22 protein-coding genes are annotated in these 24,815 nt (G+C 62.5%); 13 read left to right on the forward strand and 9 right to left on the reverse strand.

The window, feature by feature from the left end:
* The 3 genes from RBA40_RS21570 to RBA40_RS21580 form a co-directional block, all read left to right on the forward strand.
* The coding region (locus RBA40_RS21570) for a response regulator transcription factor (RefSeq protein WP_306649813.1) at nucleotides 1-260 on the forward strand (260 nt) is incomplete at its 5' end.
* Between the two features lie 147 nt (nucleotides 261-407).
* Nucleotides 408-827, forward strand: coding sequence for a helix-turn-helix domain-containing protein (locus RBA40_RS21575; protein ID WP_306649815.1), 420 nt, complete (start codon nucleotides 408-410; stop codon nucleotides 825-827).
* A gap of 1,532 nt (nucleotides 828-2,359) precedes the next feature.
* Entirely contained in the window at nucleotides 2,360-2,815 is a 456-nt protein-coding gene (locus RBA40_RS21580) for a zinc-ribbon domain containing protein (RefSeq protein ID WP_306649817.1), read from the forward strand.
* A gap of 53 nt (nucleotides 2,816-2,868) precedes the next feature.
* Here the strand turns inward: RBA40_RS21580 and RBA40_RS21585 are convergent, their stop codons facing one another.
* The gene (locus RBA40_RS21585; protein ID WP_306649818.1) at nucleotides 2,869-3,468 is read right to left on the reverse strand and encodes a short chain dehydrogenase; all 600 of its coding nucleotides are present in this window, start codon (nucleotides 3,466-3,468) and stop codon (nucleotides 2,869-2,871) included.
* Between the two features lie 114 nt (nucleotides 3,469-3,582).
* On the opposite strand from RBA40_RS21585, the gene RBA40_RS21590 reads away from it, so the two are divergent.
* A complete protein-coding gene (locus tag RBA40_RS21590; RefSeq protein ID WP_306649820.1) occupies nucleotides 3,583-4,467 on the forward strand; it encodes a LysR family transcriptional regulator in 885 nt (294 codons plus the stop codon).
* A 29-nt stretch (nucleotides 4,468-4,496) separates the two neighbouring features.
* On the opposite strand, the gene RBA40_RS21595 is transcribed toward RBA40_RS21590, so the two are convergent.
* From RBA40_RS21595 to RBA40_RS21605, 3 genes are read right to left on the reverse strand one after another with little or no spacing between them, the layout of a single operon-like run.
* Nucleotides 4,497-5,936: an efflux transporter outer membrane subunit gene (locus RBA40_RS21595; RefSeq protein WP_306649821.1), complete on the reverse strand. Its 1,440-nt coding sequence runs from the start codon at nucleotides 5,934-5,936 to the stop codon at nucleotides 4,497-4,499.
* Between the two features lie 16 nt (nucleotides 5,937-5,952).
* The gene (locus tag RBA40_RS21600; protein ID WP_306649823.1) at nucleotides 5,953-7,560 is read right to left on the reverse strand and encodes a DHA2 family efflux MFS transporter permease subunit; all 1,608 of its coding nucleotides are present in this window, start codon (nucleotides 7,558-7,560) and stop codon (nucleotides 5,953-5,955) included.
* Nucleotides 7,561-7,569: 9 nt separating this feature from the next.
* Complete coding sequence (locus RBA40_RS21605) at nucleotides 7,570-8,727, reverse strand: HlyD family secretion protein (protein WP_306649825.1); 1,158 nt, start codon at nucleotides 8,725-8,727, stop codon at nucleotides 7,570-7,572.
* A gap of 111 nt (nucleotides 8,728-8,838) precedes the next feature.
* Here RBA40_RS21605 and RBA40_RS21610 point away from each other — a divergent pair, with 111 nt between their 5' ends.
* Together RBA40_RS21610 and RBA40_RS21615 are read left to right on the forward strand one after the other, a co-directional pair.
* Nucleotides 8,839-9,501, forward strand: a complete 663-nt coding sequence (locus RBA40_RS21610; RefSeq protein ID WP_306649827.1) for a TetR/AcrR family transcriptional regulator — start codon at nucleotides 8,839-8,841, stop codon at nucleotides 9,499-9,501.
* A gap of 94 nt (nucleotides 9,502-9,595) precedes the next feature.
* A complete protein-coding gene (locus tag RBA40_RS21615) occupies nucleotides 9,596-9,781 on the forward strand; it encodes a hypothetical protein (protein ID WP_099875462.1) in 186 nt (61 codons plus the stop codon).
* A gap of 232 nt (nucleotides 9,782-10,013) precedes the next feature.
* On the opposite strand, the gene lpdA is transcribed toward RBA40_RS21615, so the two are convergent.
* The 3 genes from lpdA to aceE all read right to left on the reverse strand — a co-directional run bounded on the left by lpdA (nucleotide 10,014) and on the right by aceE (nucleotide 16,010).
* Nucleotides 10,014-11,849, reverse strand: coding sequence for a dihydrolipoyl dehydrogenase (gene lpdA / locus RBA40_RS21620; protein WP_306649829.1), 1,836 nt, complete (start codon nucleotides 11,847-11,849; stop codon nucleotides 10,014-10,016).
* A 13-nt stretch (nucleotides 11,850-11,862) separates the two neighbouring features.
* Complete coding sequence (aceF, locus tag RBA40_RS21625; RefSeq protein ID WP_306649832.1) at nucleotides 11,863-13,197, reverse strand: dihydrolipoyllysine-residue acetyltransferase; 1,335 nt, start codon at nucleotides 13,195-13,197, stop codon at nucleotides 11,863-11,865.
* Between the two features lie 116 nt (nucleotides 13,198-13,313).
* Complete coding sequence (gene aceE / locus RBA40_RS21630) at nucleotides 13,314-16,010, reverse strand: pyruvate dehydrogenase (acetyl-transferring), homodimeric type (protein ID WP_306649835.1); 2,697 nt, start codon at nucleotides 16,008-16,010, stop codon at nucleotides 13,314-13,316.
* Nucleotides 16,011-16,309: 299 nt separating this feature from the next.
* On the opposite strand from aceE, the gene folD reads away from it, so the two are divergent.
* The 6 genes from folD (at nucleotide 16,310) to RBA40_RS21660 (ending at nucleotide 22,136) form a co-directional block, all read left to right on the forward strand.
* Nucleotides 16,310-17,155, forward strand: a complete 846-nt coding sequence (folD, locus tag RBA40_RS21635) for a bifunctional methylenetetrahydrofolate dehydrogenase/methenyltetrahydrofolate cyclohydrolase FolD (protein WP_306649837.1) — start codon at nucleotides 16,310-16,312, stop codon at nucleotides 17,153-17,155.
* 68 nt (nucleotides 17,156-17,223) lie between these two features.
* Nucleotides 17,224-19,308, forward strand: coding sequence for a M3 family metallopeptidase (locus tag RBA40_RS21640; protein WP_306649839.1), 2,085 nt, complete (start codon nucleotides 17,224-17,226; stop codon nucleotides 19,306-19,308).
* A gap of 26 nt (nucleotides 19,309-19,334) precedes the next feature.
* Nucleotides 19,335-19,955 (forward strand): glutaredoxin family protein, encoded by a 621-nt coding sequence (locus tag RBA40_RS21645; protein WP_306649841.1) that lies wholly within the window; start codon nucleotides 19,335-19,337, stop codon nucleotides 19,953-19,955.
* A gap of 8 nt (nucleotides 19,956-19,963) precedes the next feature.
* The gene (locus RBA40_RS21650; RefSeq protein WP_306649843.1) at nucleotides 19,964-20,389 is read left to right on the forward strand and encodes a DNA polymerase III subunit chi; all 426 of its coding nucleotides are present in this window, start codon (nucleotides 19,964-19,966) and stop codon (nucleotides 20,387-20,389) included.
* Nucleotides 20,386-20,748 carry a DUF2486 family protein gene (locus tag RBA40_RS21655; protein ID WP_306649845.1) on the forward strand — a complete coding sequence of 121 codons (363 nt, stop codon included), beginning with the start codon at nucleotides 20,386-20,388 and terminating at the stop codon, nucleotides 20,746-20,748. Before RBA40_RS21650 ends, RBA40_RS21655 begins: the two co-directional genes overlap by 4 nt.
* Before the next feature lie 242 nt (nucleotides 20,749-20,990).
* Entirely contained in the window at nucleotides 20,991-22,136 is a 1,146-nt protein-coding gene (locus RBA40_RS21660) for a branched-chain amino acid ABC transporter substrate-binding protein (protein WP_306649847.1), read from the forward strand.
* Between the two features lie 109 nt (nucleotides 22,137-22,245).
* Here the strand turns inward: RBA40_RS21660 and RBA40_RS21665 are convergent, their stop codons facing one another.
* A complete protein-coding gene (locus RBA40_RS21665) occupies nucleotides 22,246-22,554 on the reverse strand; it encodes a c-type cytochrome (protein ID WP_306649849.1) in 309 nt (102 codons plus the stop codon).
* A gap of 185 nt (nucleotides 22,555-22,739) precedes the next feature.
* On the opposite strand from RBA40_RS21665, the gene RBA40_RS21670 reads away from it, so the two are divergent.
* The gene (locus RBA40_RS21670) at nucleotides 22,740-22,970 is read left to right on the forward strand and encodes a TIGR04438 family Trp-rich protein (RefSeq protein WP_099875452.1); all 231 of its coding nucleotides are present in this window, start codon (nucleotides 22,740-22,742) and stop codon (nucleotides 22,968-22,970) included.
* Between the two features lie 159 nt (nucleotides 22,971-23,129).
* Here the strand turns inward: RBA40_RS21670 and ilvD are convergent, their stop codons facing one another.
* The gene (ilvD, locus tag RBA40_RS21675; protein WP_306649851.1) at nucleotides 23,130-24,815 is read right to left on the reverse strand and encodes a dihydroxy-acid dehydratase; all 1,686 of its coding nucleotides are present in this window, start codon (nucleotides 24,813-24,815) and stop codon (nucleotides 23,130-23,132) included.

A 24,815-nucleotide genomic window follows, 5' to 3' on the forward strand; every position in this document is an offset into this window, starting at 1 on the left:
CCGCGGGCAAGCGCTATTTTCCGGCGGAGATCGCGGCCGAACTGGCCAATCACTTGGGCCAGGAATGCCTGACCCCGCGCGAAGTGCAGGTGCTGCAGCTGATCGCCCGGGGCCACAGCAACAAGCAGGTGGCGGGCGAACTGGCGCTGTCGGAGGACACCGTCAAGGGACACCTGCGCAATATCATGGACAAGCTGGGGGCGAACAACCGCACGCACGCGGTGACGATCGGGATCGAGCGCGGGTTCATCGGCTTGTAAACACCGACGGTGCGGCTGCTACCGCAACGCCATCGCACCAACACTTTCGGGGGGGTATACAGTCACCCGAGTGGCCCTGTTCGCCCAGGCTGGCTTCACGCATCATCGTCGCTGACGGAGCATCGTCAAGCCACCCTGGAGCGACCCATGCAAGCGACCCTGATTTCCACCTCGTCGACGGCCCCGCCGGGTCGCCGCTTCCACGCGGCGCGGTTGGCCGCATCCCCCGAACAGAAAGGCGCGCTTGCGCCCTGGCAGGTGCGCCAGCTGACGGCGCATATCGACGCCAACCTGTGCGCCACCCTGCGCACCACGCACCTGGCCGCCACCGTGGGGCTGAGCGTGAGCCACTTTTCGCGCGCATTCAAGAACGCGGTCGGCGTACCGGCCCGTGTGTACGTGCTGCGCCGGCGCGTGGCGGCAGCCTGCGAAGCCATGCTGACCGGCGATGAAGCGCTCACCGACATCGCGCACGCCCACGGCTTTTGCGACCAGTCGCATTTCACGCGCGCGTTCCAGATGCAGATCGGGATGGCCCCGCAAGCCTGGCGGCGCAGCAATCGCTAGAATCTGCGGCAGCGCGCGCCGGAACAGCTTGATCATCCACCGGTAGTCCTCACAGGTCCCCTCCGTGGCAGTACGGATATAATCAATCCGACCGCGCAATCATCCGATGGGAATGCCAATGAATTTTCGACGCTTGACCAGATCGAAATGGGCTATTGCCCTGGCGACCATCATGCTGGTTGCAGTGGCATTCGTCGTGGGGATAATGCTAACCAGTCTTTTCAGTCTATCCTGGGTAAGCTCGAACGATGAAAGCTGGAATTGGCATAATGTTCTGACATCGATATGCATGCTCACAGTCCTTGGCGCCTACTTCGGGACGATTGTGGCCTTTGACGCCAGATCGACAATGGCGGTTGCACACCACCCGGTTCTTCGCACTCTGCTATGCGGGGCGCTCGGTGCGGCTGCCGTTCTTGTTGCGCATGCGTGGCCACCTGAGACAGTCAGCCTTACCGTGGTGGCGGCCGGCGCTGTGATCGGAGGCGTGCTTGGATTACTTGGGTGGACCTGGGCAAAATACGTCAACTTCTAGTTTTTCATGTGTTCGGGAATGCGCAACGACGCTCATAACCCGCTTTACAAACCGGTGGCGATCGGTTGCCGATTCCTGGCTGAACGACAACCGTTTGGATTGACGCTTGCTGGGCGGCGCGATTGACATGCCTGACATGCCTGCCCATACTTGACTCACCCCTTTGTGAGGAGGCTATCCTGCCGCCATCACCAAAAACAAGTCGGGAGCCGCACCTCGTCATTCCGCGTCGGAACTCTTCGAGCAACTCGGGACCTTGTTCCATCCGCTGATAGCGCGATCCTCCGCAACAGAGCGTCCGGGCAGCATGGCGGCGCCCCATTCGCCAGCGCAGCTGGTCTCCGAGTTCCCGTAGCGCGTCCGGTGCCTTCATGTACGCGGTATACGCCGGGTACTCGACTGGGCGGCCGGTACGCGCAGCGCCGTACGCATCATCAAATCTCCTTAAAGGGGCGATGTCTTCCACCACGCAAACGCACTCGCAATCCTTGCACCACGCGGGACGCACATTGACCCACAGCAGATCGGCATCGGCGATTTGCTTGTGCGCCGGCGCCGCGTCCACGTAATAGTACGCCTCACGAAATTTGAAATTGAATCGTTTATCGCAGCTGGTGCAAACATAGAAATCGGGGAGCATGGGATGCCTTTGGGCGGATGTGGTGGCGAGTCATTATCCGCCTTGTCAGACCGCCAACAAGCGCGCCGGCTTGCCACACCCGGTATACCTGCCCCGTCTGCGCCCCTTCCACGCTGCAACTCGATCACGGCGTCGCGCGCAATTGCCTCCACGACGCTATTGACCATGCTGGCCGAGGCACCGAAGCGCATCGCCTGCTCCGCCGGAATCCCGCTGATCAGCGGTAATCGATCCGCCATCGTGCTCGACGCACTGCCTATGCCGTCAGACAACTGCCGGCAAATTGCCGGATGAAAGGTAGCCGGCGCTATCCATTCACGTAGAATGTGCCTTTCCAGCATTAGATGGAGTGTCAACTTGACCTCGCTCAACAACACCATTCCCGATACTCGCCCGTCAACCGTTCCCGCCGATACAGAACTCTGGTCCACTCAAAGCCAAAACTCGGTTCCGTGCCAGTTTGGATGGGTCAAGGATTACACTGACAAGGAATATGTCTGCCGGACCTGCGGCGCACCGTGCATTTTTACAGCGAAAGACCAGAAATATACGTACGAGGTAAAAAAAGCTTACATCGACCAGGAACGCAAACTGTGCAGGCCATGCTGGAACCAGTCAAATGCCATCGCAGAACGGATCAAGCCTTACGTGACCCGGTGGGCAGCGGAAAAAAATGTGCTGCAAAATGACATTGCGTTTCTCGCGGAATGGCTGGAACTTCTGACTCAACGTGAGCGCAACCTTTCTGGACGTTTCGACATCGCCCAAAAGAACCTGTTGATCAAATTGATCCGCAAAGCAGGTGCCCGATAAGGGCGCGGGCCCATACCTGCCCGTGCCGCCCCGCCATCAATCGGTGCACTTTTCTACCACACGCGGTAGACCTGCCCCGTCTGCGCCCCTTCCACGCTGCGGCTATACGCCAGCGCCACGCGGCTGGCCGGCGCCGCCTCGAATCCGTAAAAATACGGGCCATACGCATCGAGCGATTCTTCCAGCACCGTCGGGCTGATGGCATTGATGCGCAAGCCGCGCGGCAGTTCGATGGCGGCGCCGCGCACAAACCCCTCCACGGCGTTATTGATCATGCTGGCCGACGCGCCGAAACGGATCGGTTGCTCCGCCACGATCCCGCTGATCAAGGTAATCGATCCGCCATCGTTCAGGAATGCCGGCGCCACCTGCGCCACATTCACCTGCCCCATCAATTTGCTGGCGATACCGACCTGGAACTGCTCCAGCCCCATTTCCGCCAGCGGTCCAAAATGCACGGCGCCTGCGGCCACCACCACGGCGTCGACCTTGCCGACTTGCTCGAAGAGATGCCGCACCTGGGCGATGTCGCGGATATCGGCGCGCACCTCGCCGCTGTTGGCGCCAACGGTCACGATTTCGTGGCGCGCGGCCAGATGGGAAGAAACTGCCTTGCCGATGGTGCCGCTGGCGCCGATGACGATGATTTTCATAGCTACTCCATAGAAGTTGAGAAATGGGCGATGCAGGCAATCAGTATCGATCCCTTAGCAATGAAGATAAATGGACTAATATGACGGATATTGCTCACTCATGATTCGGAATCAATGGATAAACTGCGCAGCATGGAGATTTTTACCGCGGTGGTGGACGACGGCAGCTTCACCGCGGCCGCCGCGCGTTTCGACATGTCGGCCGTGATGGTCGGCAAGCACATCCGCTTCCTGGAAGAGCGCCTGGGCGCGCGCCTGCTCGCGCGCACCACGCGGCGCCAGAGCCTGACCGAAATCGGCGAACAGTATGCGGAGCAGTGCCGCAGCATTTTGGCACAGGTGCGCGCCGCCGAATCGGGCGCCGAAGCGATGCGGCTCGCTCCGCGCGGGCGCCTGCGCATCAGCGCGCCCGTCACCTTCGGCAGCGAGTCGCTCTCGCCGCTGCTGCCGGGCTACCTGGCGCAGCATCCCGAAGTGAGCCTCGATCTGGAATTGAACGACCGCCTGGTCGACGTGGTGGACGATGGCTATGATGCGGCCATCCGCATCGGCGAACTGGATGATTCGGGCATGATCGCGCGCCGGCTGCGTCCTTACCGCATGTTGATCTGCGCCTCGCCCGATTACCTTGCGCGCCACGGCGAGCCGCGCGTGCCGGCCGACCTGGCGCAGCACGAGTGTCTGGACTTCATGCACTGGAAAAAACTGGTGCGCTGGCGCCTGGGCGACGATGACGGCGGTGCGCCGGCCCGGGCCAGCCGGTTCCGGTCGAACAATGGCCAGGCGCTGAAACAGGCAGCGCTGGCGGGCTTCGGGATTGTGATGCAGGCGGAGGTGATGCTGGCGCAGGAAGTGTCTGCGGGTCGGCTGGTATCGCTCCTGGAAGCGCATATTCCGGCGCCGCGCACGATGCACGTCATGTATCCGCGCGACCGCCAGGCCACGCCGAAACTGACCACCTTCGTCGATTTTCTGCTGGAGCACTTCGGCCCGCAGTAGCGCGGCGTACGCACCACTGCGGGTAATCCTTAACGCGACGCCTGGGCGATGGTCGCTTCGGCCGCTTGCTGGGTCCAGCCGCCGCCGAGCGAACGGGCCACCGCCACGCTGGCCAGCAGGCGCTGGGTGCGGATTTGCGCCGCGACGCGGTCGGCATTGAGTGAGCTGCGCTGGGCGTCCGTCACGTCCAGATAGGTCGACAGGCCACGCTCGTAGCGTGCCTGCGCCACCAGGTAAGCGCGTGCGGCGGCCTGCTGCGACTGGGCCTGCACTTCGCCCTGGCGCTGACGCTGCTGCACGTCCGACAGCGCATCTTCCACTTCGCGCAAGGCCGTCAGCAGCTTCGTTTCATGATTGGCGCGCGCTTCGGCGTAGCGTGCCTGCGACATCGCCAGATTGGCTTTGTTGCGGCCACCATCGAAGAGCGGCAGCGACAAGGCCAGCGGGCCGATGGAAAACTGGCGCGCGCCGCTATTGGTCAGATTGCTCAGACTCTCGGATGCGAAACCGAAATTGCCGGTCAGGGTCAACGACGGATAGAACGCGCCTTCCGACACCGCCACCTGCGCATTGGCCGCGCGCAGGGTCGCCACGCTCGACGCCAGGTCGGGCCGCTGCGCCAGCAGGCTGGCCGGCAGGCCGACCGGAATGGCCGGCGGCGCCGGCAGCTCCACCTTGGTGGCGGCGGCGATCAGCGGCGACGACGGCGACACGCCCACCAGGGTGGCCAGGCTGTGTTCGAGCAGGTTGCGCTGACGCTGCACTTCGTGCAGGTCGGCTTCGGCGTTGGCGCGCTCGATGCGGGCACGCGACACATCGAGTTCGTTCGACAGGCCGGCGTCGAAACGCGCTTCAATGAGCTGCTGCGATTCGCCGCGGGTTGCCAGTGCATTCTTGAGGATGGCCATTTCGGCATCCATGCCGCGCAGCTGCCAGTAGGTGCTGGCCACCTGCGCCGACAGCAGAAGGATCACGCCATCGCGGTCATCCTGCGCGGCCAGGGCCTGGGCATCGGCCGCTTCCACCACGCGCTTGACGCGGCCCCACAGGTCCAGCTCATACGACAGCGAGGCGCCGACGAAGTAGTTACTCCCTTCGATCGAGCGCCCGCCCAGGGCCAGGCTTTGCGAGGTTTCGGCGGAGGTGCGCGAATTGGCGGCCGAGGTGGTGAGGTTGACGCTCGGCGACTGCGCGGCGCGCAGGTTGCCCATTTGCGCCTGCGCCTGCAGCAGGCGCTGCGCACTGGCTTTCACGCCCGGGTTGTCGCGCACGGCGCGCTGCTCAAGGTCGTTGAGGGTCGTGTCGCCGAACACGGTCCACCAGCTCGCCGGCAGACGGGCGGTGGCCAGGTTGTCGGTGCCGGCATGGCGCCATGCCGGGTTGGCCGCGGCGACAGGTTCGACGAAATCGGTGCCGATGGTGGCGCAGCCGGACAGCGCCAGCAGCGCGCACAGGATCAGTGGCTTCAAGGTGATTCTCCCTACTTTAATGAGCGCCCGCGCCGGGACCGGACGGGGCTTTGACGTTGTCGGCGAACAGCAGCGCGCCGACGCAAGCGAACAGGAATACGGCCATGATGACAAAGCCATCGTTATAGGCCATGACATAGGCTTCGCGCCGCACCACGCGGTCGATCACGGCCAGCGCCTGGTTGGCGGCGGTGGCGGGATCGATGCCGCTGGCCATGAAGGCCTGGGTCAGCTGGTCCAGGCGTTGCTGCACCGGCGCCGACATCGCCGTGACCGACTGGCCGATGATCGCGGAGTGGAAGTGCTCGCGGTTGGTGAGCGTGGTGGCCAGCATGGCGATGCCGATCGAGCCGCCCAGGTTGCGCGTCATGTTGAACAGGCTCGATGCCGACGACGTGTCGGCCGGCGCGACTTTGTGCATCGCGAAGCTCGACAAGGTCAGCATGATGAAAGGCTGGCCCAGGGCGCGCACGACCTGAGACCAGAAAAGCTGGTCGTATCCGGTGGTCGCATCCATGTGCGAATTCATCAGGCACGAGATGCCGAACAGGGTCAGGCCGATGGAACACAGGATGCGGTTGTCGACCTTGGACGACAGCGCGGCGGCGAACGGCATGATGAACAGTTGCGGCAGGCCGGCCCACATGATGACTTCACCGATCTGCATCGGCGTGTAGCCGGCGATCTGGCCCAGGTACAGCGGCAGCAGGAACGAGGAGCCATACAGGCCCATGCCGATCACCGCCGACAAAATGGTGGCGACGATGAAGTTGCGCTGGCCGTACAGGCGCAGGTTCACGAACGGATCGGCGCGCGTGAGGCTCGTCGTCACCCACCCCACCAGGCCCACCAGCGACAGCGCGGCAAAGGTGATGATGAAGCTCGAATCGAACCAGTCCTTCGAATTGCCTTCTTCCAGGAAGATGGTCAGGCAGCCCAGGCCCATGGCCATCATGACGATGCCGAGCCAGTCGGCTTTCGCCAGCAGGCCAAGGTTGCCGCGGTCGCGGTCCAGGCCCCACCAGATACCGCCGATCAGCAACAGGCCCGGCACCCAGTTGATGTAAAAAATCGATGGCCATCCGTACAGCTCGGACAAATAGCCGCCCAGGGTCGGGCCCATGGCCGGCGCCAGGGTCGCGGTCAGGCCGAAAATGGCCATGCCGACCGAACGGCGCGACGGCGGCAGCTTGGCCATCACCAAGGTCATCGCCATGGGAATCAAGGCGCCGCCGGTAAAGCCCTGCAGCATGCGGAACACGATCATGCTTTCCAGGTTCCAGGCGGTGCCGCACAGGGTCGAAAAGACCAGGAACAGGGCGGTCGTGCCGATCATGTACATGCGCATGCCGAACACGCGCGCCAGCAGCGCGGTCATCGGGATGACGACGATTTCGGCGCACAGATAGGCGGTGGAAATCCACGAGCCCTCTTCCTGCGTGGCCGAGAGGGTGCCAAGGATGTCCTTGAGCGAGGAGTTGGTGATCTGGATGTCCAGGATCGCCATGAAGGCGCCCAGCATGCCGGCGGCGACGGCGATCCAGGTACGCATGTCGACCTTGTCGGAGATCGGCGGCGCTGCCGCCATTGCGCCGGCGGTCATGGTGTTGGTCGGGCTGCTCATGAACTGTGCTTAGTGGGCTGCGGGGGCGGCCGGGGCGGTCGCGGTCGTGGTGGCAGGAGCGGCCTGGCCAAGTTCGACTTCGGCCAGTGCCGACATGCCGGGCACCAGGCGGCCGCGCAGGGTCTTGACGTCTTCAGGACGCAGCACGATCTTGACCGGCACACGCTGGACGATCTTGGTGAAGTTGCCGGTGGCGTTATCGGCCGGCAGCAGCGCGAACTGGTTACCCGACGCCGGCGAGAAGCTGTCGATGCGGCCGACCAGCGGGTGTTTCGGCATGGCGTCGATCACCACGTGGACCGACTGGCCAGGCTGCAGGCCTGCCAACTGGGTTTCCTTGAAATTGGCGGTGATCCAGACGTCGTCCTGCACGATGGCGGCGAGCTGCTGGCCGGGCTGGACGCGCGCGCCCACTTCCACGCTGCGGCGGCCAAGGCGGCCTTCGACGGGCGCCACGATGCGGTTGTAGGCCAGCTGCTGCTGGGCGTCCTTCAACTGGGTTTGCAGGACCTTGATCTGGGCCTTGACGACGTCGCGCGCGGCGCCGGCGGCGGTGATCTGGGCCTGGGCCGCGACCACGGTGCCGCGGCGTGCCGACACGTCGGCGACGGCGCCGGCGCGGCCGGCGTTGGCGGCGTCGAGTTCCGCTTTCGACACGGCCTTCATCTGCGCGTTGTACAACTGGCCGAAACGCTCGGCGTCCTGCCTGGCGCGCACCAGCTGCGCTTCCGATTGCAGTACCTGGGCCGAGGCGGCGGCAGCCTGCGCGCGCACCTGTTCGACCTGGGCGTCGGCCTGCAGTACCTGCTGCTGGGCGCTGGCGATCTGCGCCTGGATCTGTTCGACCTTCACGCGCTGGTCGGCCGGATCGAGTTCGGCGATCACGTCGCCCGCCTTGACGCTCTGGTTATCTTCCACCAGCACCTTGGTCACCACACCCGAAATGCGCGCCGAAACCGGATGCACGTGGCCGGACACATAGGCGTTCTCGGTCTCGACGAAATGGGAGCTGCGGTACCACATGCGCCCGCCCGCGCCGACTGCCACCAGGGCGATCAGGGCCAGGATGCCGCGCACGCGCCAGTTGGGCGGGGTCGCGGCGGGCGCCGCGACGGGTGGAACAACGGCGAGGGCTTGTGGCTCGGCCTTGGCTTGTGCTTGCGACATGGTACTGCTCCGAATAATGAAATGGGGTAAGTGCATTATTCCTTATGCATTGCATCAAGTCAAGAAATGAAACGATTGCATTTCATTTAAGATTGAATTAGAGTGATGACCATGACGACAGCCAACCCTGCCCCACCAGTTCCGGCCGCCAAATCGGCGGGCCGTCCGCGCGCTAGCGAGCTTGAGGCGCGCCACAATAATCTGATCGACACGGCCGGCGAGCTGATGCTCAAGCACGGCTACGGCAAGGTCAGCCTGGAAACCATCGCCCGCGAAGCGCACGTGGCTGTGCGCACGATTTACGTCAAGTTCGGCGGCAAGGCGGGCTTGTTCCAGGCGGTGCTGCTGGCTAACCGCAGCCGGTTCTTCACGGCCAACGAGGTGGAACAGGACATGCGCCCGCTCAAGCAGGTCATTTCCGAGTTCAGCCTGCATTTTTTCGACATGATCACCGCGCCGGAGGCCCTGAGCATGCAGCGCATGGTGATTGCGGAAGCGGCGTCGAATCCGGAATTGTCCGCATCGTTTTACGAAGCGGGGCCACGCCAGACGCGCGATATGCTGATGCGCTATTTCGCGCGTGACGATATCCGGGCCCAGTTGCGCGAGGATCTGGTGCTGGAACTGGTTCCGACGTTTTTGCTGAACTGCGTGCAGGGTGAATACTTCGGGCGGTTTTTGTTTCAACCGGTTCCGCAAGCGCGGGAAGAGGTGGTGACGGCATTGGAGCAGCGCCTGGATCTGTTTTATCGCAGCGTTCTGCGCTCGCCTTGAGGCGGTAGCGGGACGGCGTGCCAGGCAGAATGTGCGTCATCGCACCGAAGTGGTGCATCATTTCTGGCAAAGTTGAGTCTTTCAAGGAGGATGTATGAGCAAGTCTGCTCGCTACGAATGGCATGACCAGCAAGCGTCACTAAATGAACGGATGAAGGGTTTCTTGGAAAACCCGAACATGGAACAACTTGAAGCGGTCGTCGCGGAGATGCACGCGTATGCGGCTGCCGCACGCTCGGGGAATATCGAGATTCCTGCGCGGTGGGTGAGTTTTCACTAGATATCGCCGCCAACCTTGGCGCCGCTTTGCACCGTCGTTTCCACCACTGGCGGAACCCACTTCCCGCGAAGGCGGGGACGCATAGCATCTTTGATCAACCGTGCTATGTATCCCCGCCTTCGCGGGGACGACGGCTCTGGATGTAGTGGGATTAAGTCTTACGGTTAGCACCGCGCATTAAAAAAGCCCCGTTGACGCATGGCGTGAACGGGGCTTTTTCTATTTGCGGCTCTTACTTCTTGCGCACCGGCGGCAAGTCCGTGCACACGCCTTCATACACTTCCGCCGCCATGCCGATCGATTCGCCCAGGGTCGGATGCGGGTGGATCGTCTTGGCGATATCGATGCCATCGGCACCCATCTCGATGGCCAGCGCGATTTCGCCGATCATGTCGCCCGCATGCGTGCCGACGATGCCGCCACCGACGATCCGGTGCGTCTCGGCGTCGAACAGCAGCTTGGTGAAGCCCTCGTCGCGGCCATTGGCAACCGCGCGGCCGCTTGCGGCCCACGGGAAGTGGCCCTTCTCCAGCTTGATGCCCTTCGCTTTCGCCTCGTCTTCGGTAATGCCGGCCCATGCCACTTCGGGATCGGTGTAGGCCACCGATGGAATCACCTTGACGTCGAAGAAGGCCTTCTCGCCATGCGCCGCTTCGGCGGCGACGTGCGCTTCATGCACCGCCTTGTGCGCCAGCATCGGCTGGCCCACCAGATCGCCAATGGCGAAGATGTGCGGCACGTTGGTGCGCATCTGCGCGTCGACCGGAATGAAACCGCGGTCGGTGACCGTCACGCCGGCCTTGTCGGCCGCGATCTTGCCGCCGTTCGGGCTGCGGCCGACGGCCACCAGCACCATGTCGTAGATCTGCGGCTCGGGCGCGGTGACGCCGGTTTCCGCCGCTTCAAACGTGACCTTGATGCCCTCTTCCAACGCTTCCACGGCAACCGTCTTGGTCTTGGTCATGACCTTGTCGAAGCGCTTCTCGTTGAACTTCTGCCAGACCTTGACCATGTCGCGGTCGGCGCCCTGCATCAAGCCATCGAGCATTTCGACGACATCGATGCGCGCGCCGAGCGTCGAGTAGACGGTGGCCATTTCCAGACCGATGATGCCGCCGCCGATAACCAGCATGCGTTTCGGGATCTGGCGCAGTTCCAGCGCGCCGGTCGAATCGACGATGCGCGGATCTTTCGGCACGAACGGCAGGTTGACCACGGCCGAACCGGCGGCGATGATCGCCTTCTGGAACTGCACGATCTTCTTGCTGCCGTCGGCGGCGGTCACTTCGATGTGGTTGGCGCTGACGAACTGGCCGACGCCCTGCACCACATTCACCTTGCGCATCTTGGCCATGCCCGCCAGACCGGTGGTCATCTTGGTGATGACCTTGTCCTTGTAGGCACGCAGCTGGTCGATGTCGATGTCCGGCTTGGCGAAACTGATGCCGTGCCTGGACATGGCTTGCGTTTCATCGATCACGGCGGCCACGTGCAGCAGCGCTTTCGATGGAATGCAGCCGACGTTCAGGCACACGCCGCCCAGCGACGCGTAACGCTCGATCAGCACCGTGTTCATGCCCAGGTCGGCCGAACGGAACGCCGCGGAGTAACCGCCGGGACCCGCGCCCAGCACCATCATCTCGCATTCGATGTCGACCTTGCCGTCGTACTTGGCCATGGCCGGGGCAGGAGCCGCCGCGCTTGGGGCCGCTGGCGGCGTCGGATGCGCAGGCGCCTGCGATTCGGCCCGGTCGGCCGCTGCCGGCGCCGCAGCCGCTGCAGCAGGTGCAGCAGCAGTTGCAGCCGCCGCAGGAGCCGCCGCCACGCCGCCGGCTTCGTCGAGCACCAGCAGCATCGAGCCTTCGGCGATCTTGTCGCCCACCTTGACCTTGATTTCCTTGACCACGCCGGCATGGCTGGCCGGGATTTCCATGCTGGCCTTGTCGGATTCGACGGTGATCAGGGACTGGTCGACCTTGATCGTGTCGCCCACCTTGATCATCACTTCAATGACTTCAACTTCCTTGAAGTCGCCGATATTCGGTACTTTTACCTCGATTGTGCTCATCGCTGTGTCGTCCTTATAACAAGGTCTTGCGCAGATCGGCCATGACTTCGGCCAGATATGCGGTGAAGCGCGCGGCCATGGCACCGTCGATCACGCGGTGGTCGTAGGACAGCGACAGCGGCAGCATCAGGCGTGGCTGGAATGCCGCGCCGTCCCACACCGGCTTCATGGACGACTTGGACAGGCCAAGGATCGCCACTTCCGGTGCGTTGATGATCGGCGTGAAGGCCGTGCCGCCAATGCCGCCCAGGGACGAAATGGTGAACGTCGCGCCCTGCATGTTGGCGGGACTGAGCTTGCCGTCGCGCGCCTGGGCCGACAGCTCGCCCATTTCGACGGCGATCTGCGAGATCGATTTCTTGTCGGCGTCCTTGATGACCGGGACCATCAGGCCGTTCGGCGTATCGGCCGCGAAGCCGATGTTGTAGTACTGCTTGAGAATCAGGTTGGCGCCGGTGGCATCGATCGATGCGTTGAACGCCGGGTATTTCTTGAGCGCGGCGACGCTGGCCTTGATCACGAAAGCGAGCATGGTCAGCTTGACGGTCGACTTGGCCTTGGCCAGCGCGGCGTTGGAATCGACGCGGAACTGTTCGAGGTCGGTCACGTCGGATTCATCGAACTGCGTCACGTGCGGGATCATCACCCAGTTGCGGTGCAGGTTCGGGCCACTGATTTTCTTGATGCGCGACAGCGGCAGCAATTCGGTCGGACCGAATTTGCTGAAGTCGAGCGATGGCCATGGCAGCAGGTCGAGACCCACGCCGGAACCGCCGCCAGAGGCTTTGCTGCCGTTGCCAGGCGACGCGCTCGCGAGCACACCCTTGACGAAGTTCTGCACATCCTGCTGGGTGATGCGGCCCTTCGGTCCGCTGCCGGGCACGCGCAGCAGGTCGACGCCGAGTTCGCGCGCGAACTTGCGGATCGACGGCGAGGCGTGGGCCTTGGCGTTCGATTGGACTGGTGCGGCTGCGTCGGCTGGTGCTGGCGCTGCGGCTGGTGCCGGAGCAGCGGCGGCAGGCGCCGGAGCGGCTGCCGCCGCTGGTGCTGCTTCCGCCGGCGCAGGTGCGGCTGCTGCGGGTACGGCGGCTGCCGGTGCGGCCGCTGCGTCATCGCTTTCGAGGATCAGCAGCAGCGCGCCTTCGGCGACCTTGTCACCGACTTTGATTTTGAGTTCCTTGACCACGCCTGCGTGGCTGGACGGGATCTCCATGCTGGCCTTGTCGGATTCGACCGTGATCAGCGACTGGTCGACCTTGATGGTGTCTCCCGGCTTGACCATCAGTTCGATGACTTCGACTTCCTTGAAGTCGCCGATATCCGGGACTTTGACTTCCACAATGCTCATAGCGTTTACTCCGTTCTTATTCGTTTAGTCGCGCGCTCGCCGCACCCCGCAACTTGGGTTCCCGCCTGCGCGGGAACGACGAAGCTATCTGAGGTGCGGAAAAACGCCGGGCAAAGTTACTGGGTCACCGGATTCGGTTTGTCAGGATTGATGCCGTACTTGGCAATCGCTTCCGCCACCACCGAAGTGGCAATCACGCCTTCGTCGGCCAGCGATTTGAGCGCCGCCACCACGATGTAGTAACGGTTCACTTCAAAGAACTCGCGCAGCTTGACGCGACTGTCGGAACGGCCAAAACCATCGGTACCGAGCACTTTGTAGGTGCGGCCCTTCGGCATGAACGCGCGGATCTGTTCCGCGAACAGGCGCATGTAGTCGGTCGTGGCGATGATCGGACCGGTGGTCTTTTCCATCAGCTGCGTGACATACGGCAGGCGTGGCGCGTCGGTCGGGTGGACCATGCTCCAGCGCTCGGCGTCCTGGCCGTCGCGGGCGATCAGGGTCAGCGACGGCGCCGACCACACATCAGCGGCAATGCCGAAGTCCTTCAGCAGCAGTTCGGCCGCAAAGATCGATTCGCGCAAGATGGTGCCCGAACCAATCAGCTGCACGCGCTGCTTGGCACTGGCGTCGCCTTGCTGCAGCAGGTACATGCCTTTCAGGATGCCCTCTTCCGTGCCTGGCGTGAGACCTGGCTGCTCGTAGTTCTCGTTCATCAAGGTGATGTAGTAGAACACGTCTTCCTGCTCCGCCACCATGCGGCGCAGGCCGTCCTGGACAATGACCGCGACTTCGTGCGCGAAGGTCGGATCGTACGGCAGGCAGTTGGGAATGGTCGCGGCCATCACGTGGCTGTGGCCATCTTCGTGCTGCAAGCCTTCGCCGTTCAAGGTCGTGCGGCCCGCGGTGCCGCCCATCAGGAAGCCGCGTGCGCGCATGTCGCCCGCCGCCCACGCCAGGTCGCCGATGCGCTGCATGCCGAACATCGAGTAGAAGGTGTAGAACGGGATCATGATGCGGTTGTTGGTCGAGTACGAGGTCGCCGCGGCGATCCACGAGCTCATGCCGCCCGCTTCGTTGATGCCTTCCTGCAGAATCTGGCCGGCCTTGTCTTCGCGGTAGTACATGACCTGGTCTTTATCGACCGGCTCGTACAACTGGCCCTGTTGATTGAAGATGCCGATCTGGCGGAACAGGCCTTCCATGCCGAAGGTACGCGATTCGTCGACCAGGATCGGCACGATGCGCTGGCCCAGGTTCGGGTCGCGCAGCAGGGTCGAAATGATACGCACAAAACTCTGCGTGGTCGAGATTTCGCGCCCTTCAGCGGTTGCATCGAGCACGTTCTGGAACGCCGACAGCGCAGGCACCGGCAGCGATTCGGCCGCTTGCGGACGGCGCTGCGGCAGGTAGCCGCCCAGCATTTCGCGGCGCTTGTGCAGGTAGACCATTTCCGGCGCATCGTCGGCCGGCTTGAAGAACGGGATCTCGGCCAGCTTGTCGTCCGGGATCGGGATCGCAAAGCGGTCGCGCATTTCGCGGATCGCTTCGTCGTCGAGCTTCTTGGTCTGGTGCGCGGTGTTGCGCGCTTCGCCGGACTTGCCCATGCCGAAGCCCTTGACGGTTTTCACCAGCAGGACGGTCGGGGTGCCCTTGTTTTCCTGCGCGATCTTGAAGGCGGCGTAGATCTTGTGCGGATCGTGACCGCCACGGGTCAGGCGCCAGATGTCGTCGTCGGTCATGTTGGCGACCATTTCCAGCAGCTTCGGATGCTTGCCGAAGAAGTTCTTGCGCACGAAGGCGCCATCCTTGGCCTTGTAGTTCTGGTATTCGCCGTCGACGGTTTCCATCATCACGCGCTGCAGGATGCCTTCCTTGTCCTTGGCCAGCAAGGCGTCCCAGCCCGGGCCCCAGATGACCTTGACCACGTTCCAGCCGGCGCCGCGGAAGTCCGCTTCGAGTTCCTGGATGATCTTGCCGTTGCCGCGCACAGGGCCGTCAAGGCGCTGCAGGTTGCAGTTCACGACCATCACCAGATTGTCGAGACGCTCGCGCGCGGCCATGCCGATCGCGCCCATCGATTCCGGCTCGTCCATCTCGCCGTCGCCGCAGAAGACCCAGACCTTGCGATTGGAGGTGTCGGCGATCGAGCGCGCGTGCAGGTACTTCAGGAAACGCGCCTGGTAGATCGCCATCAGCGGGCCCAGGCCCATCGAGACGGTCGGGAACTGCCAGAAGGTCGGCATCAGTTTCGGGTGCGGATACGACGACAGGCCCTTGCCGTCGACTTCGCGGCGGAAATTGAGCATCTGGTCTTCCGACAGGCGGCCTTCGAGGAAGGCGCGTGCGTAGATCCCCGGGGACGAATGGCCTTGCAGGTACAGCAGATCGCCGCCGTGGTCCGCGGTCGGGGCGCGCCAGAAGTGATTGAAGCCGATGCCGAGCATGTTCGCCAGCGAGGCGAAGCTCGAAATGTGGCCACCCAGGTCGCCGTCGGCGCGGTTGGCCTTGACCACCATCGCCATCGCGTTCCAGCGCATCCACGAGCGCAGGCGCTCCTCGTACTCCAGGTTACCGGGGCAGTGTTCTTCGAGGTGGGTGGGGATGGTGTTGACGTAGGCGGTGTTGCTGGAAAACGGGATGTGGGCGCCGCGGCGGCGGGCCAGGTCGACCATGCGTTCCATCAGGTAGTGGGCGCGGTCGGTGCCTTCATTTTCAATGACGGCTTCGAGTGCGTCGAGCCACTCCTTGGTTTCGAGCGTGTCGGGATCGTTGGCGGCTGCTGCCGTCAACTGGTCGAGTTGAGCTGACATTGATGCGTCTCCTTTGTTAGTGCCCTACCCGATCGAAATCAACGGCGGACGTTTTGCTGATTATTTACCAATACCCAAATTTAGTGGAGCAATTCTAACAGTAGTTTTCCGCTTTTTCAAATTACGATATATCGTTTCATATCGTGGGATTTCACTTGACGTGAACGTAAAGTCCATCTTTCTTTCAATGCAAGATTATGGGGAGTTCCGGGGATTCGGGGCACGCGATAGCAGCAGTGGCTTTATAATCCCGCTTTTCTCCCACTCTTTTCTCCCCACTCTTTTCCCGGCTAAAAATCATGTCCGCTCAACTGATCGATGGTGTTCTCCTCTCCCAACAATTACGCGCAGAAATCAAGCAGCGCGCAACCGTCCTGACCGCCAAAGGCAAGCAGCCGGGGCTGGCCGTGATCCTGGTGGGGGAAGATCCGGCCAGCCATGTGTATGTGCGCAACAAGGTCAAGGCGTGCGCGGACGTGGGCTTTCATTCGATCCTGGAAAAGTACGATGCCGACCTGACCGAAGCGGCCCTGCTCGACCGCATCGCCAGCCTGAACAGCGATCCGGCCATCCACGGCATCCTGGTGCAGATGCCGCTGCCCAAGCACATCAACCCGAACAAGGTGATCGAGGCGATCTCGACTACCAAGGATGTGGACGGCTACTCGGTGCTCAGCGCCGGCGAACTGATGACCGGCCTGCCGGGTTTCCGCCCGTGCACCCCGTACGGCTGCATGAAACTGATCGAAAGCACCGGCTACGAGCTGCGCGGCAAGCACGCGGTGGTCATCGGCCGCAGCAACACGGTCGGCAAACCAATGGCGCTGCTGCTCTTGCAAGCGAACGCCACCGTGACCATATGCCATAGTGCGACGCCGGACCTGGCTTACCACACGCGCCAGGCCGACGTGGTCGTGGCCGCCGTGGGACGCCGCAACACGCTCACCGCCGACATGGTCAAGCCCGGTGCGATCGTGATCGATGTGGGCATGAACCGCGACGATGACGGAAAACTGTGTGGCGATGTCGATACCGCCGCGGTGCGCGACGTGGCCTCGCATATCACGCCGGTGCCAGGCGGCGTGGGCCCGATGACGATTACCATGCTGCTGATGAACACGGTCGAAGCGGCCGAGCGCGGCTAACCGCAGACCGGCGGCGCGGCAAGCCGAGGCGATAGACAATTTATTGAAACCGACATGAGGAAAACAACATGACTACCGATACCAGCAATCCCCTGCTCGATTTCAGCGACCTGCCACGATTTAACGACATCAAGCCGGAGCACGTCACGCCCGCCATCGATCAGCTGATCGCGCATGCGAGCGCGGTCGTGACCGAGCTCGAAGCGCCCAGCGACGACGTGACATGGGACAATTTCGTCATTCCGCTCGAAGAAGCGACCGAACAGCTGGGCCGCGCCTGGGGCGTGGTCAGCCACCTCAACAACGTGGTGGACACGCCCGAACTGCGCGCCACCTACAACGATAACCAGCCGAAAGTGACCGAGTTCTGGACCGCGCTGGCCCAGAACGAAGCCCTGTTCGCCAAATACAAGGCGATCCGCGCAAGCGGCGCCTATGCGGCGCTGTCGCCGGCGCGCAAGCGCATCGTCGAGAACGCCCTGCGCGACTTCCGCCTGGGCGGCGCCGAATTGCCGGAATCGAAAAAGCAGCGTTTCGCCGAAATCCAGGAACAGCACGCCAGCATCTCGACCCGCTTCTCGGAAAACGTGCTCGACGCCACCAACGACTACAAGCTCATGGTCGAGAACGAAGCCGACCTGGCCGGCCTGCCGGACGACGTCAAGCAGGCCGCGCGCGCCGCCGCCGAGGCCGATGGCAAGCCCGGCTACCAGTTCACCCTGCATTTCCCGTCCTACTTCCCGATCCTGCAATTTGCCGACAAGCGCGAACTGCGCGAAACGATTTATCGCGCCAGCGCTACCAAGGCGTCGGAAATGGGTACCGTGTTCAGCGAGCTGGAGAAGTGGGACAACAGCAGCAACATCGCCAGTTTGCTCAAATTGCGCGACGAAGAAGCCAAATTGCTCGACTATCGCAATTTCGCCGAAGTCTCGCTGGTGCCCAAGATGGCCCAGAGCCCCGAGCATGTGATCGAATTCCTGGAAGACCTGGCACGGCGCGCGCGTCCTTTCGCCGAGCAAGACCTGGCCGAACTGCGCACCTTCGCCAAGGACGAGCTGGGCATCGACAAGCTCGAAGCCTGGGACCTGACCTACGCCTCGGAAAAGCTGCGCGAACGCCGCTACGCCTTCTCGGCCCAGGAAGTGAAGGAATATTTCCCCGAGCCGAAAGTCGTCGATGGCCTGTTCCGCCTGGTGCAAAGCCTGTTCTCGGTCGAGATCAAGCCCGACACGGCCGCCGCCTGGCATCCGGACGTGCGCTTTTTCCGCATCGAGCGCGACGGCAAGCTGGTCGGCCAGTTCTACCTGGATCTGTACGCCCGCAGCGGCAAGGGTGGCGGCGCCTGGATGGACGACGCCCGCGGACGCCGCCTGCAAACCGGCGGCACCCTGCAGACGCCGGTGGCCTACCTGACCTGCAACTTCACGCCGCCGGCCACGGTCGACGGCCAGCTGCAGCCATCGCTGTTCACGCACGACGAAGTGACCACCCTGTTCCACGAATTCGGGCACGGCTTGCATCACATGCTCACGCAAGTCGATGAAATCGCCGTCTCCGGCATTTCCGGCGTTGAGTGGGATGCGGTCGAGCTGCCATCGCAATTCATGGAAAACTTTTGCTGGGAATGGGACGTGCTGCAACACATGACCGCCCACGTGAAGACCGGCGAACCGCTGCCGCGCGCGCTGTACGACAAGATGCTGGCCGCCAAGAACTTCCAGTCCGGCCTGCAAACCCTGCGCCAGGTGGAGTTTTCGCTGGTCGACATGCACCTGCACTACGACTTCGATCCGGCCAGCGCGCAAACCGTGCAGGAACTGATCAACGACGTGCGCCAGAAGTTCTCGGTCATGATGCCGCCCGCATTTAACCGTTTCCAACACTCTTTCGGACATATTTTTGCCGGAGGGTACGCCGCCGGTTACTATAGCTACAAGTGGGCTGAAGTATTATCTGCCGACGCTTACGCCGCCTTTGAAGAAGCGGTCGAGGCGGGCGGCGGAGCCCTGTCCGAAGAAACCGGTAAACGCTTCCAGCAAGAGATACTGGCCGTCGGCGGTTCGCGCCCCGCGCTCGAATCGTTCAAGGCCTTCCGCGGCCGCGAGCCCAGTATCGATGCGCTGTTGCGCCACAGCGGCATGCAGTCCTGAAAGACCGTGCCAGCAGGAGAATTGTAATGACAGCAACAAAAAAGATGACTGGCACGATGATGGCACTGCTGCTGTGCGCCGGCGGCGCCAGTGCACAGCAGATGTATAAATGGGTCGATGCCTCGGGCAAGGTCACGTTCAGCGACCAGCCGCCGCCGGCCAACACCAAGCCGGTGGAAATCAAGGCCGGCGTCGGCGGCGCGGCCAGTGTGCCCCTGCCGTATGCGCTGGCGCAGGCCGTGCGCTCGCAGCCGGTAGTGCTCTACACGCGCCCCAAGTGCGATTTTTGCGACCAGGCACGTACCTTCCTGAAGGAGCGCGGCATTCCGTTTGCCGAGAAAACGGTGCAGACCCCGTCCGACGAATCCAAGCTCAAGGAAGCGGGCGGCGATGGCCGCCTGCCTTTCATCAAGATTGGCCGCGCCAAGTCGACCGGTTTTGAAGCGGGCGCATGGAATACCATGCTGACCGAAGCATCCTACCCGGAAAAGAAAATCCTCCCGGCAACCTACCAGTACCCGAAACCGACCTCCGCCGCGCCACCGGAGCCGGTGGTGCCGAAAGTCGATGAAAAGGCCAAGGCTGCCCAGGATGCCGAACGCGCGCCGCCGCAGGAAAAGACATCACCGCCCGGCTTCGTGTTCTGAGCACGCCGATGACGCGCATCGATTTCCATACCAACATCCCGGACAAGCTGAGCTACGCCTGCCGGCTGGCGCGCAAAGCCTATGCCAGCCGTGCAAAGGTGGTGCTGCTGGCCGAGGATGCGGCGCAGGCGCAAGCGCTGGACGAGGCCCTGTGGACCTTGTCGGAAACCGATTTCCTGCCGCACGTGATGGCCGGCGACCCGCTGGCCGCGCGTACGCCCATCATCATCACCGACCGCGACGATGCCGAGCTGCCGCATTACGACATGCTGGTGAACCTGACGCGGGCCACGCCGGCCCAGCTCGGGCGTTTCCAGCGCGTGTTTGAAATCATTTCCACCGATGACAGCGACGCCGCCGCCGGGCGCAAGCGCTACGTCGCCTACAAGCAGCAATCCTATCCACTGACTCACTTCGTCGCAGGCCAGTCATGACCCAGACTCGTCCGTTCGATCCGAATATCCCCGTGCTGACGGAATTGTTTTCCGACAAAGGCGAGGCGCAAGCCGACCCGGCCGCGCAGCTACCGGCACAGGAACCCCTGCTGGCGGACTGGAGCGAGCCCGAATGGGCCTTGCTCGAACGTCGCCTGTCCGAGCGCATCCTCCAGCAAATCCAGGGAAGAGTCGACTTCGTGCTCGAACAGCGCCTGCGCGACAGCATGGAACAAGTGCTGCAGCACGCCGTCGCCGGGCTGACGGCCGAGCTGCGCCTCGGCCTGCAGGACACCATCGAGAGCATCGTGGTGCGTGCGGTGGCCCAGGAACTGAGCCATCTGCAGAGCCAGAAATAGCCTGCCCTGCCTGCTCTCCCGGGCGGTGCCTTTCATTTGCTTACAAAACAGCGGTGATCTGGTGCACCCCGGCGTGCACGCAACGCCTGTACCCGCGTTGATGGTGAGAGGCCACAATTTCTTCCTTAAATTCTGACAATCGGCTTTGCGAAGCATTTAAATTGTTGTACCTTTTGCCCTACACAAAATTTTCGAAACGGCGCCACGAGCGCTGTCTGTTTTCAATCCAATGGAGAATGCACATGCAGTTCACGACCAAACTCATTCCACTCGCAATCGCCATGGCATTTGCCGCCAGCGCCAGCGCCCAGGACGTCGTCAGGATCGGCCACGTCGGTCCGATCTCGGGTGCCAGCGCGCACTTGGGCAAGGATAACGAGAACGGCGCCAAGATGGCCGTGGAAGAATTGAACGCCAAGGGCTTCATGATCAACGGCAAGAAGGTCAAGCTGGAACTGGTGCTGGAAGATGACGGCGCCGATCCCAAGCAGGGCACCGCCGTGGCGCAGAAGCTGGTCGATGCCAAGGTACAGGGCGTGATCGGCCACCTCAATTCGGGCACCACCGTACCGGCCTCGCGGATTTACCATAACGCGGGCATTCCCCAGATTTCCCCTTCCTCCACGATTCCCGAGTACACCAAGCAAGGCTTCAAGTCCGCCTTCCGCGTGGTTGCCAACGACAACAAGCTCGGCGGCACCCTGGGCCGCTACGCGGTCGACACCCTGAAAGTGAGCAGTATTGCCGTCATCGATGACCGCTCGGCCTATGGCCAGGGCGTGGCCACCGAGTTCCTCAAGGGCGCCAAGGCAAAAAATCCGGCGATCAAGGTCGTGGGCAAGGAATTTACCAGCGCCACCGCCACCGACTTCACCGCCATCCTGACCTCGCTCAAAAACAAGAAGCCGGACCTGATCTTCTTCGGCGGCATGGATGCGGTCGGCGGCCCGATGCTCAAGCAAATGAAGGCACTCGGCATCAACGCCAAATTCATGGGCGGCGACGGGATTTGCACCGAATCGCTGGTGCGCCTGGCTGGTGACGGCGTGGGCGAAGGCAATGTCACCTGCGCCGAAGCGGGCGGCGTGACCGGCGAGCAGGAAAAATCGCTGGCGGACTTTGTGGCGCGCTACAAGAAACGCTTCAACAATGCCGACGTGCAGCTGTACTCGCCGTACGTGTACGACGCGGTGATGGTCATGGCAGCAGCGATGCAAAACGCCAAGTCGGCCGACCCGGTCAAGTACTTGCCTGAACTGCAGAAGATCAAGCATCAGGGCGTAACCGGCCTGATTCAGTTCGACGACAAGGGCGACATCAAGGATGGCGCGCTGACCATGTTCACCTTCAAGGGTGGCAAGAAGACCAAGATGTCGGTCGTCAAGTAACGACCTTGCGCCGGCTGCGGCCCTGGCCGCGGCCCGCGTGGCAGGCATAAAAAAACGCGCTGCAGTGACAGCGCGTTTTTCTATTGCGGTTGATCGAGGAAGCAGCGGCTTATTTCTGTGCCAGGATCCATTTGACCAGGGTGCGGGCTTCAGCATCGCTCACTTGCGGATTGGCTGGCATCGGTACCGCGCCCCAGGCGCCGGCGCCGCCCTTGAGGACTTTGGCGGTCAGCTTGCCTTCAGCATCCTTCTGGCCGGCATACTTTGCCGCAACATCCTTGTAGGCGGGTCCGACCAGCTTGTTCGCGACAGCGTGGCAAGCCATGCAATTTTTTGCTTTTGCCAAATCGGCGTTTGCCATGGCGCTCGACGAGGCCAGCGCCGACAACACCGTGAACAACATCAGGGACCGTTTCATGTATTTCTCCAGAGTGAACAACTGAATGCAATTTTACCGTGTTTCGGAAATCCGAATGTGCGGCCACACGCTCTATAACGGGTCAAGCCTGTGGACGGTTGACCCAACTATTTGCCCAGCGACACGATTTTACTGCCCCTCAGAGGCAATTGTTTGTAAGATATGCGTATGAAAAGGAGTTTGCCATGCCACTGATACTATTAATTGCAGCGCTTGTGGGCCTGCGCTATTTCGAAGTCTGGCGTTTTGCCGAGTTGTCGTGGTGGTGGGTGATTGGTTTGATGTTCGTGGCCTTCATCTGGTTCGAGTTCGTCGAAAAGATTTTCGGGCTGGACAAGAAAAAAGCGCACAACGTCGATGAGGCGAGGCGCAAGGCGCGGGTGAAGGAAGCGTTTGAGAAGGCGAACAAGAAGTAGGAGTTGTGGCGACGGCGGGGAGCTTAACCACAGTCGTCCCCCGCGCCAAGAAGGCCCTCGGCGGGTGCCCAAGTTTGTTCCATAGCCAACGAATGATCAGAAAACTTGGCCCCCCGCCTGCGCGGGGGCGACGGCAGCTGACGGCCGCCTGTCAAAGACTCAACCCGTCACAGCCCCCTTGCTGGCCGACGACGCCAGCGCCGCAAACTTGGCCAATACGCCCCGGGTATACCGCGGCGCCGGCTTGACCCAGTTGGCGCGGCGGCGTGCGATTTCCTCATCGCTCACGTTCAGCTCAATGAGCTGCTGGTGCGCATCGATCGTCACCGAATCGCCCTCTTCCACCAGTGCAATCGTGCCGCCATCGAACGCTTCCGGCGCCACGTGGCCCACCACCATGCCCCAGGTCCCGCCCGAGAAGCGCCCGTCGGTAATCAAGCCCACCGATTCACCGAGTCCCTTGCCGATCAGCGCAGCGGTCGGCGCCAGCATTTCCGGCATGCCCGGACCACCCTTCGGCCCTAGGTAACGCATCACCAGCACGTCGCCCGCCTTGATGCCGTCCGCCAGGATCGCATCCATGGCCGAATACTCGTCGTTGAACACGCGCGCAGGACCGGTGATCACCGGATTCTTCAGGCCGGTAATCTTGGCAACGCAGCCTTCCGGCGACAGATTGCCCTTGAGGATGGCCAGGTGGCCCTGCTTGTATAGCGCCTTATCGATGGTACGGATAACATCCTGCTTCGGGTCCGGTACCGACGGGATCTCGGCCAGTTCCTCGGCGATCGTGCGGCCGGTAATGGTGATGCAGTCGCCATGCAGCAGGCCGGCGTCGAGCAGCAGCTTGAGCACTTGCGGCACGCCGCCCGCCTTGTGCAGGTCGGTCGCCACGTACTGTCCGGACGGCTTGAGGTTGCAGATGACCGGCACTTTCTGGCGCACGCGCTCGAAGTCGTCGATGGTCCACTCGACCTCGGCCGCATGGGCAATCGCCAGGTAGTGCAGCACCGCGTTGGTCGATCCGCCCGTGGCCATGATCAGCGAGACCGCGTTCTCGATCGATTTGCGGGTGATGATGTCGCGCGGTTTCAAATCCTTTTTCACCGCTTCGACCAGCACGCGCGCCGATTCGGCGGCCGAGCCAACCTTTTCGTCGTCCGGATTGGCCATGGTCGACGAATACAGCAAGCCCATCCCCAGCGCCTCGAACGAGGACGACATGGTGTTGGCCGTGTACATGCCGCCGCAGGAACCGGCCGACGGGCAGGCGTTGCGCTCGATGCCGTCGAAGTCTTCCTTCGACATGCGCCCGGCCGTGAATTCTCCCACCGCTTCGAAGGCGGACACGATGGTCAGGTCCTTGCCCTTCCAGTTGCCCGGCTTGATGGTGCCGCCATACACATAGATGCCCGGCACATTGGTGCGCGCCAGGGCGATCATTCCGCCCGGCATGTTCTTGTCGCAGCCGCCGATCACGACCACGCCATCCATCCACTGGCCGTTCACACACGTTTCGATACAGTCGGCGATCACTTCGCGCGAGATCAGCGAATATTTCATGCCTTCGGTGCCCATCGACATGCCGTCCGAGATGGTCGGGGTGCCGAACACCTGCGGATTGGCGCCGGCCGCCTTGACGGTGGCAATCGCAATATCGGCCAGCTTTTGCAGGCCCGAGTTGCACGGCGTGATGGTCGAGTGGCCGTTGGCGATGCCGATCATCGGCTTGTCGAAATCCTCGGTTTCATAGCCCATGGCGTAGTACATCGAGCGGTTCGGGCTGCGCGAGACGCCTTCGGTGATGTTGCGGGAACGACGGTTGTAGCGTGGCTGGTCTGACAT

Source organism: Massilia pseudoviolaceinigra (genome assembly GCF_030846505.1).
Taxonomy (GTDB): Bacteria; Pseudomonadota; Gammaproteobacteria; order Burkholderiales; family Burkholderiaceae_D; genus Telluria_A; species Telluria_A violaceinigra.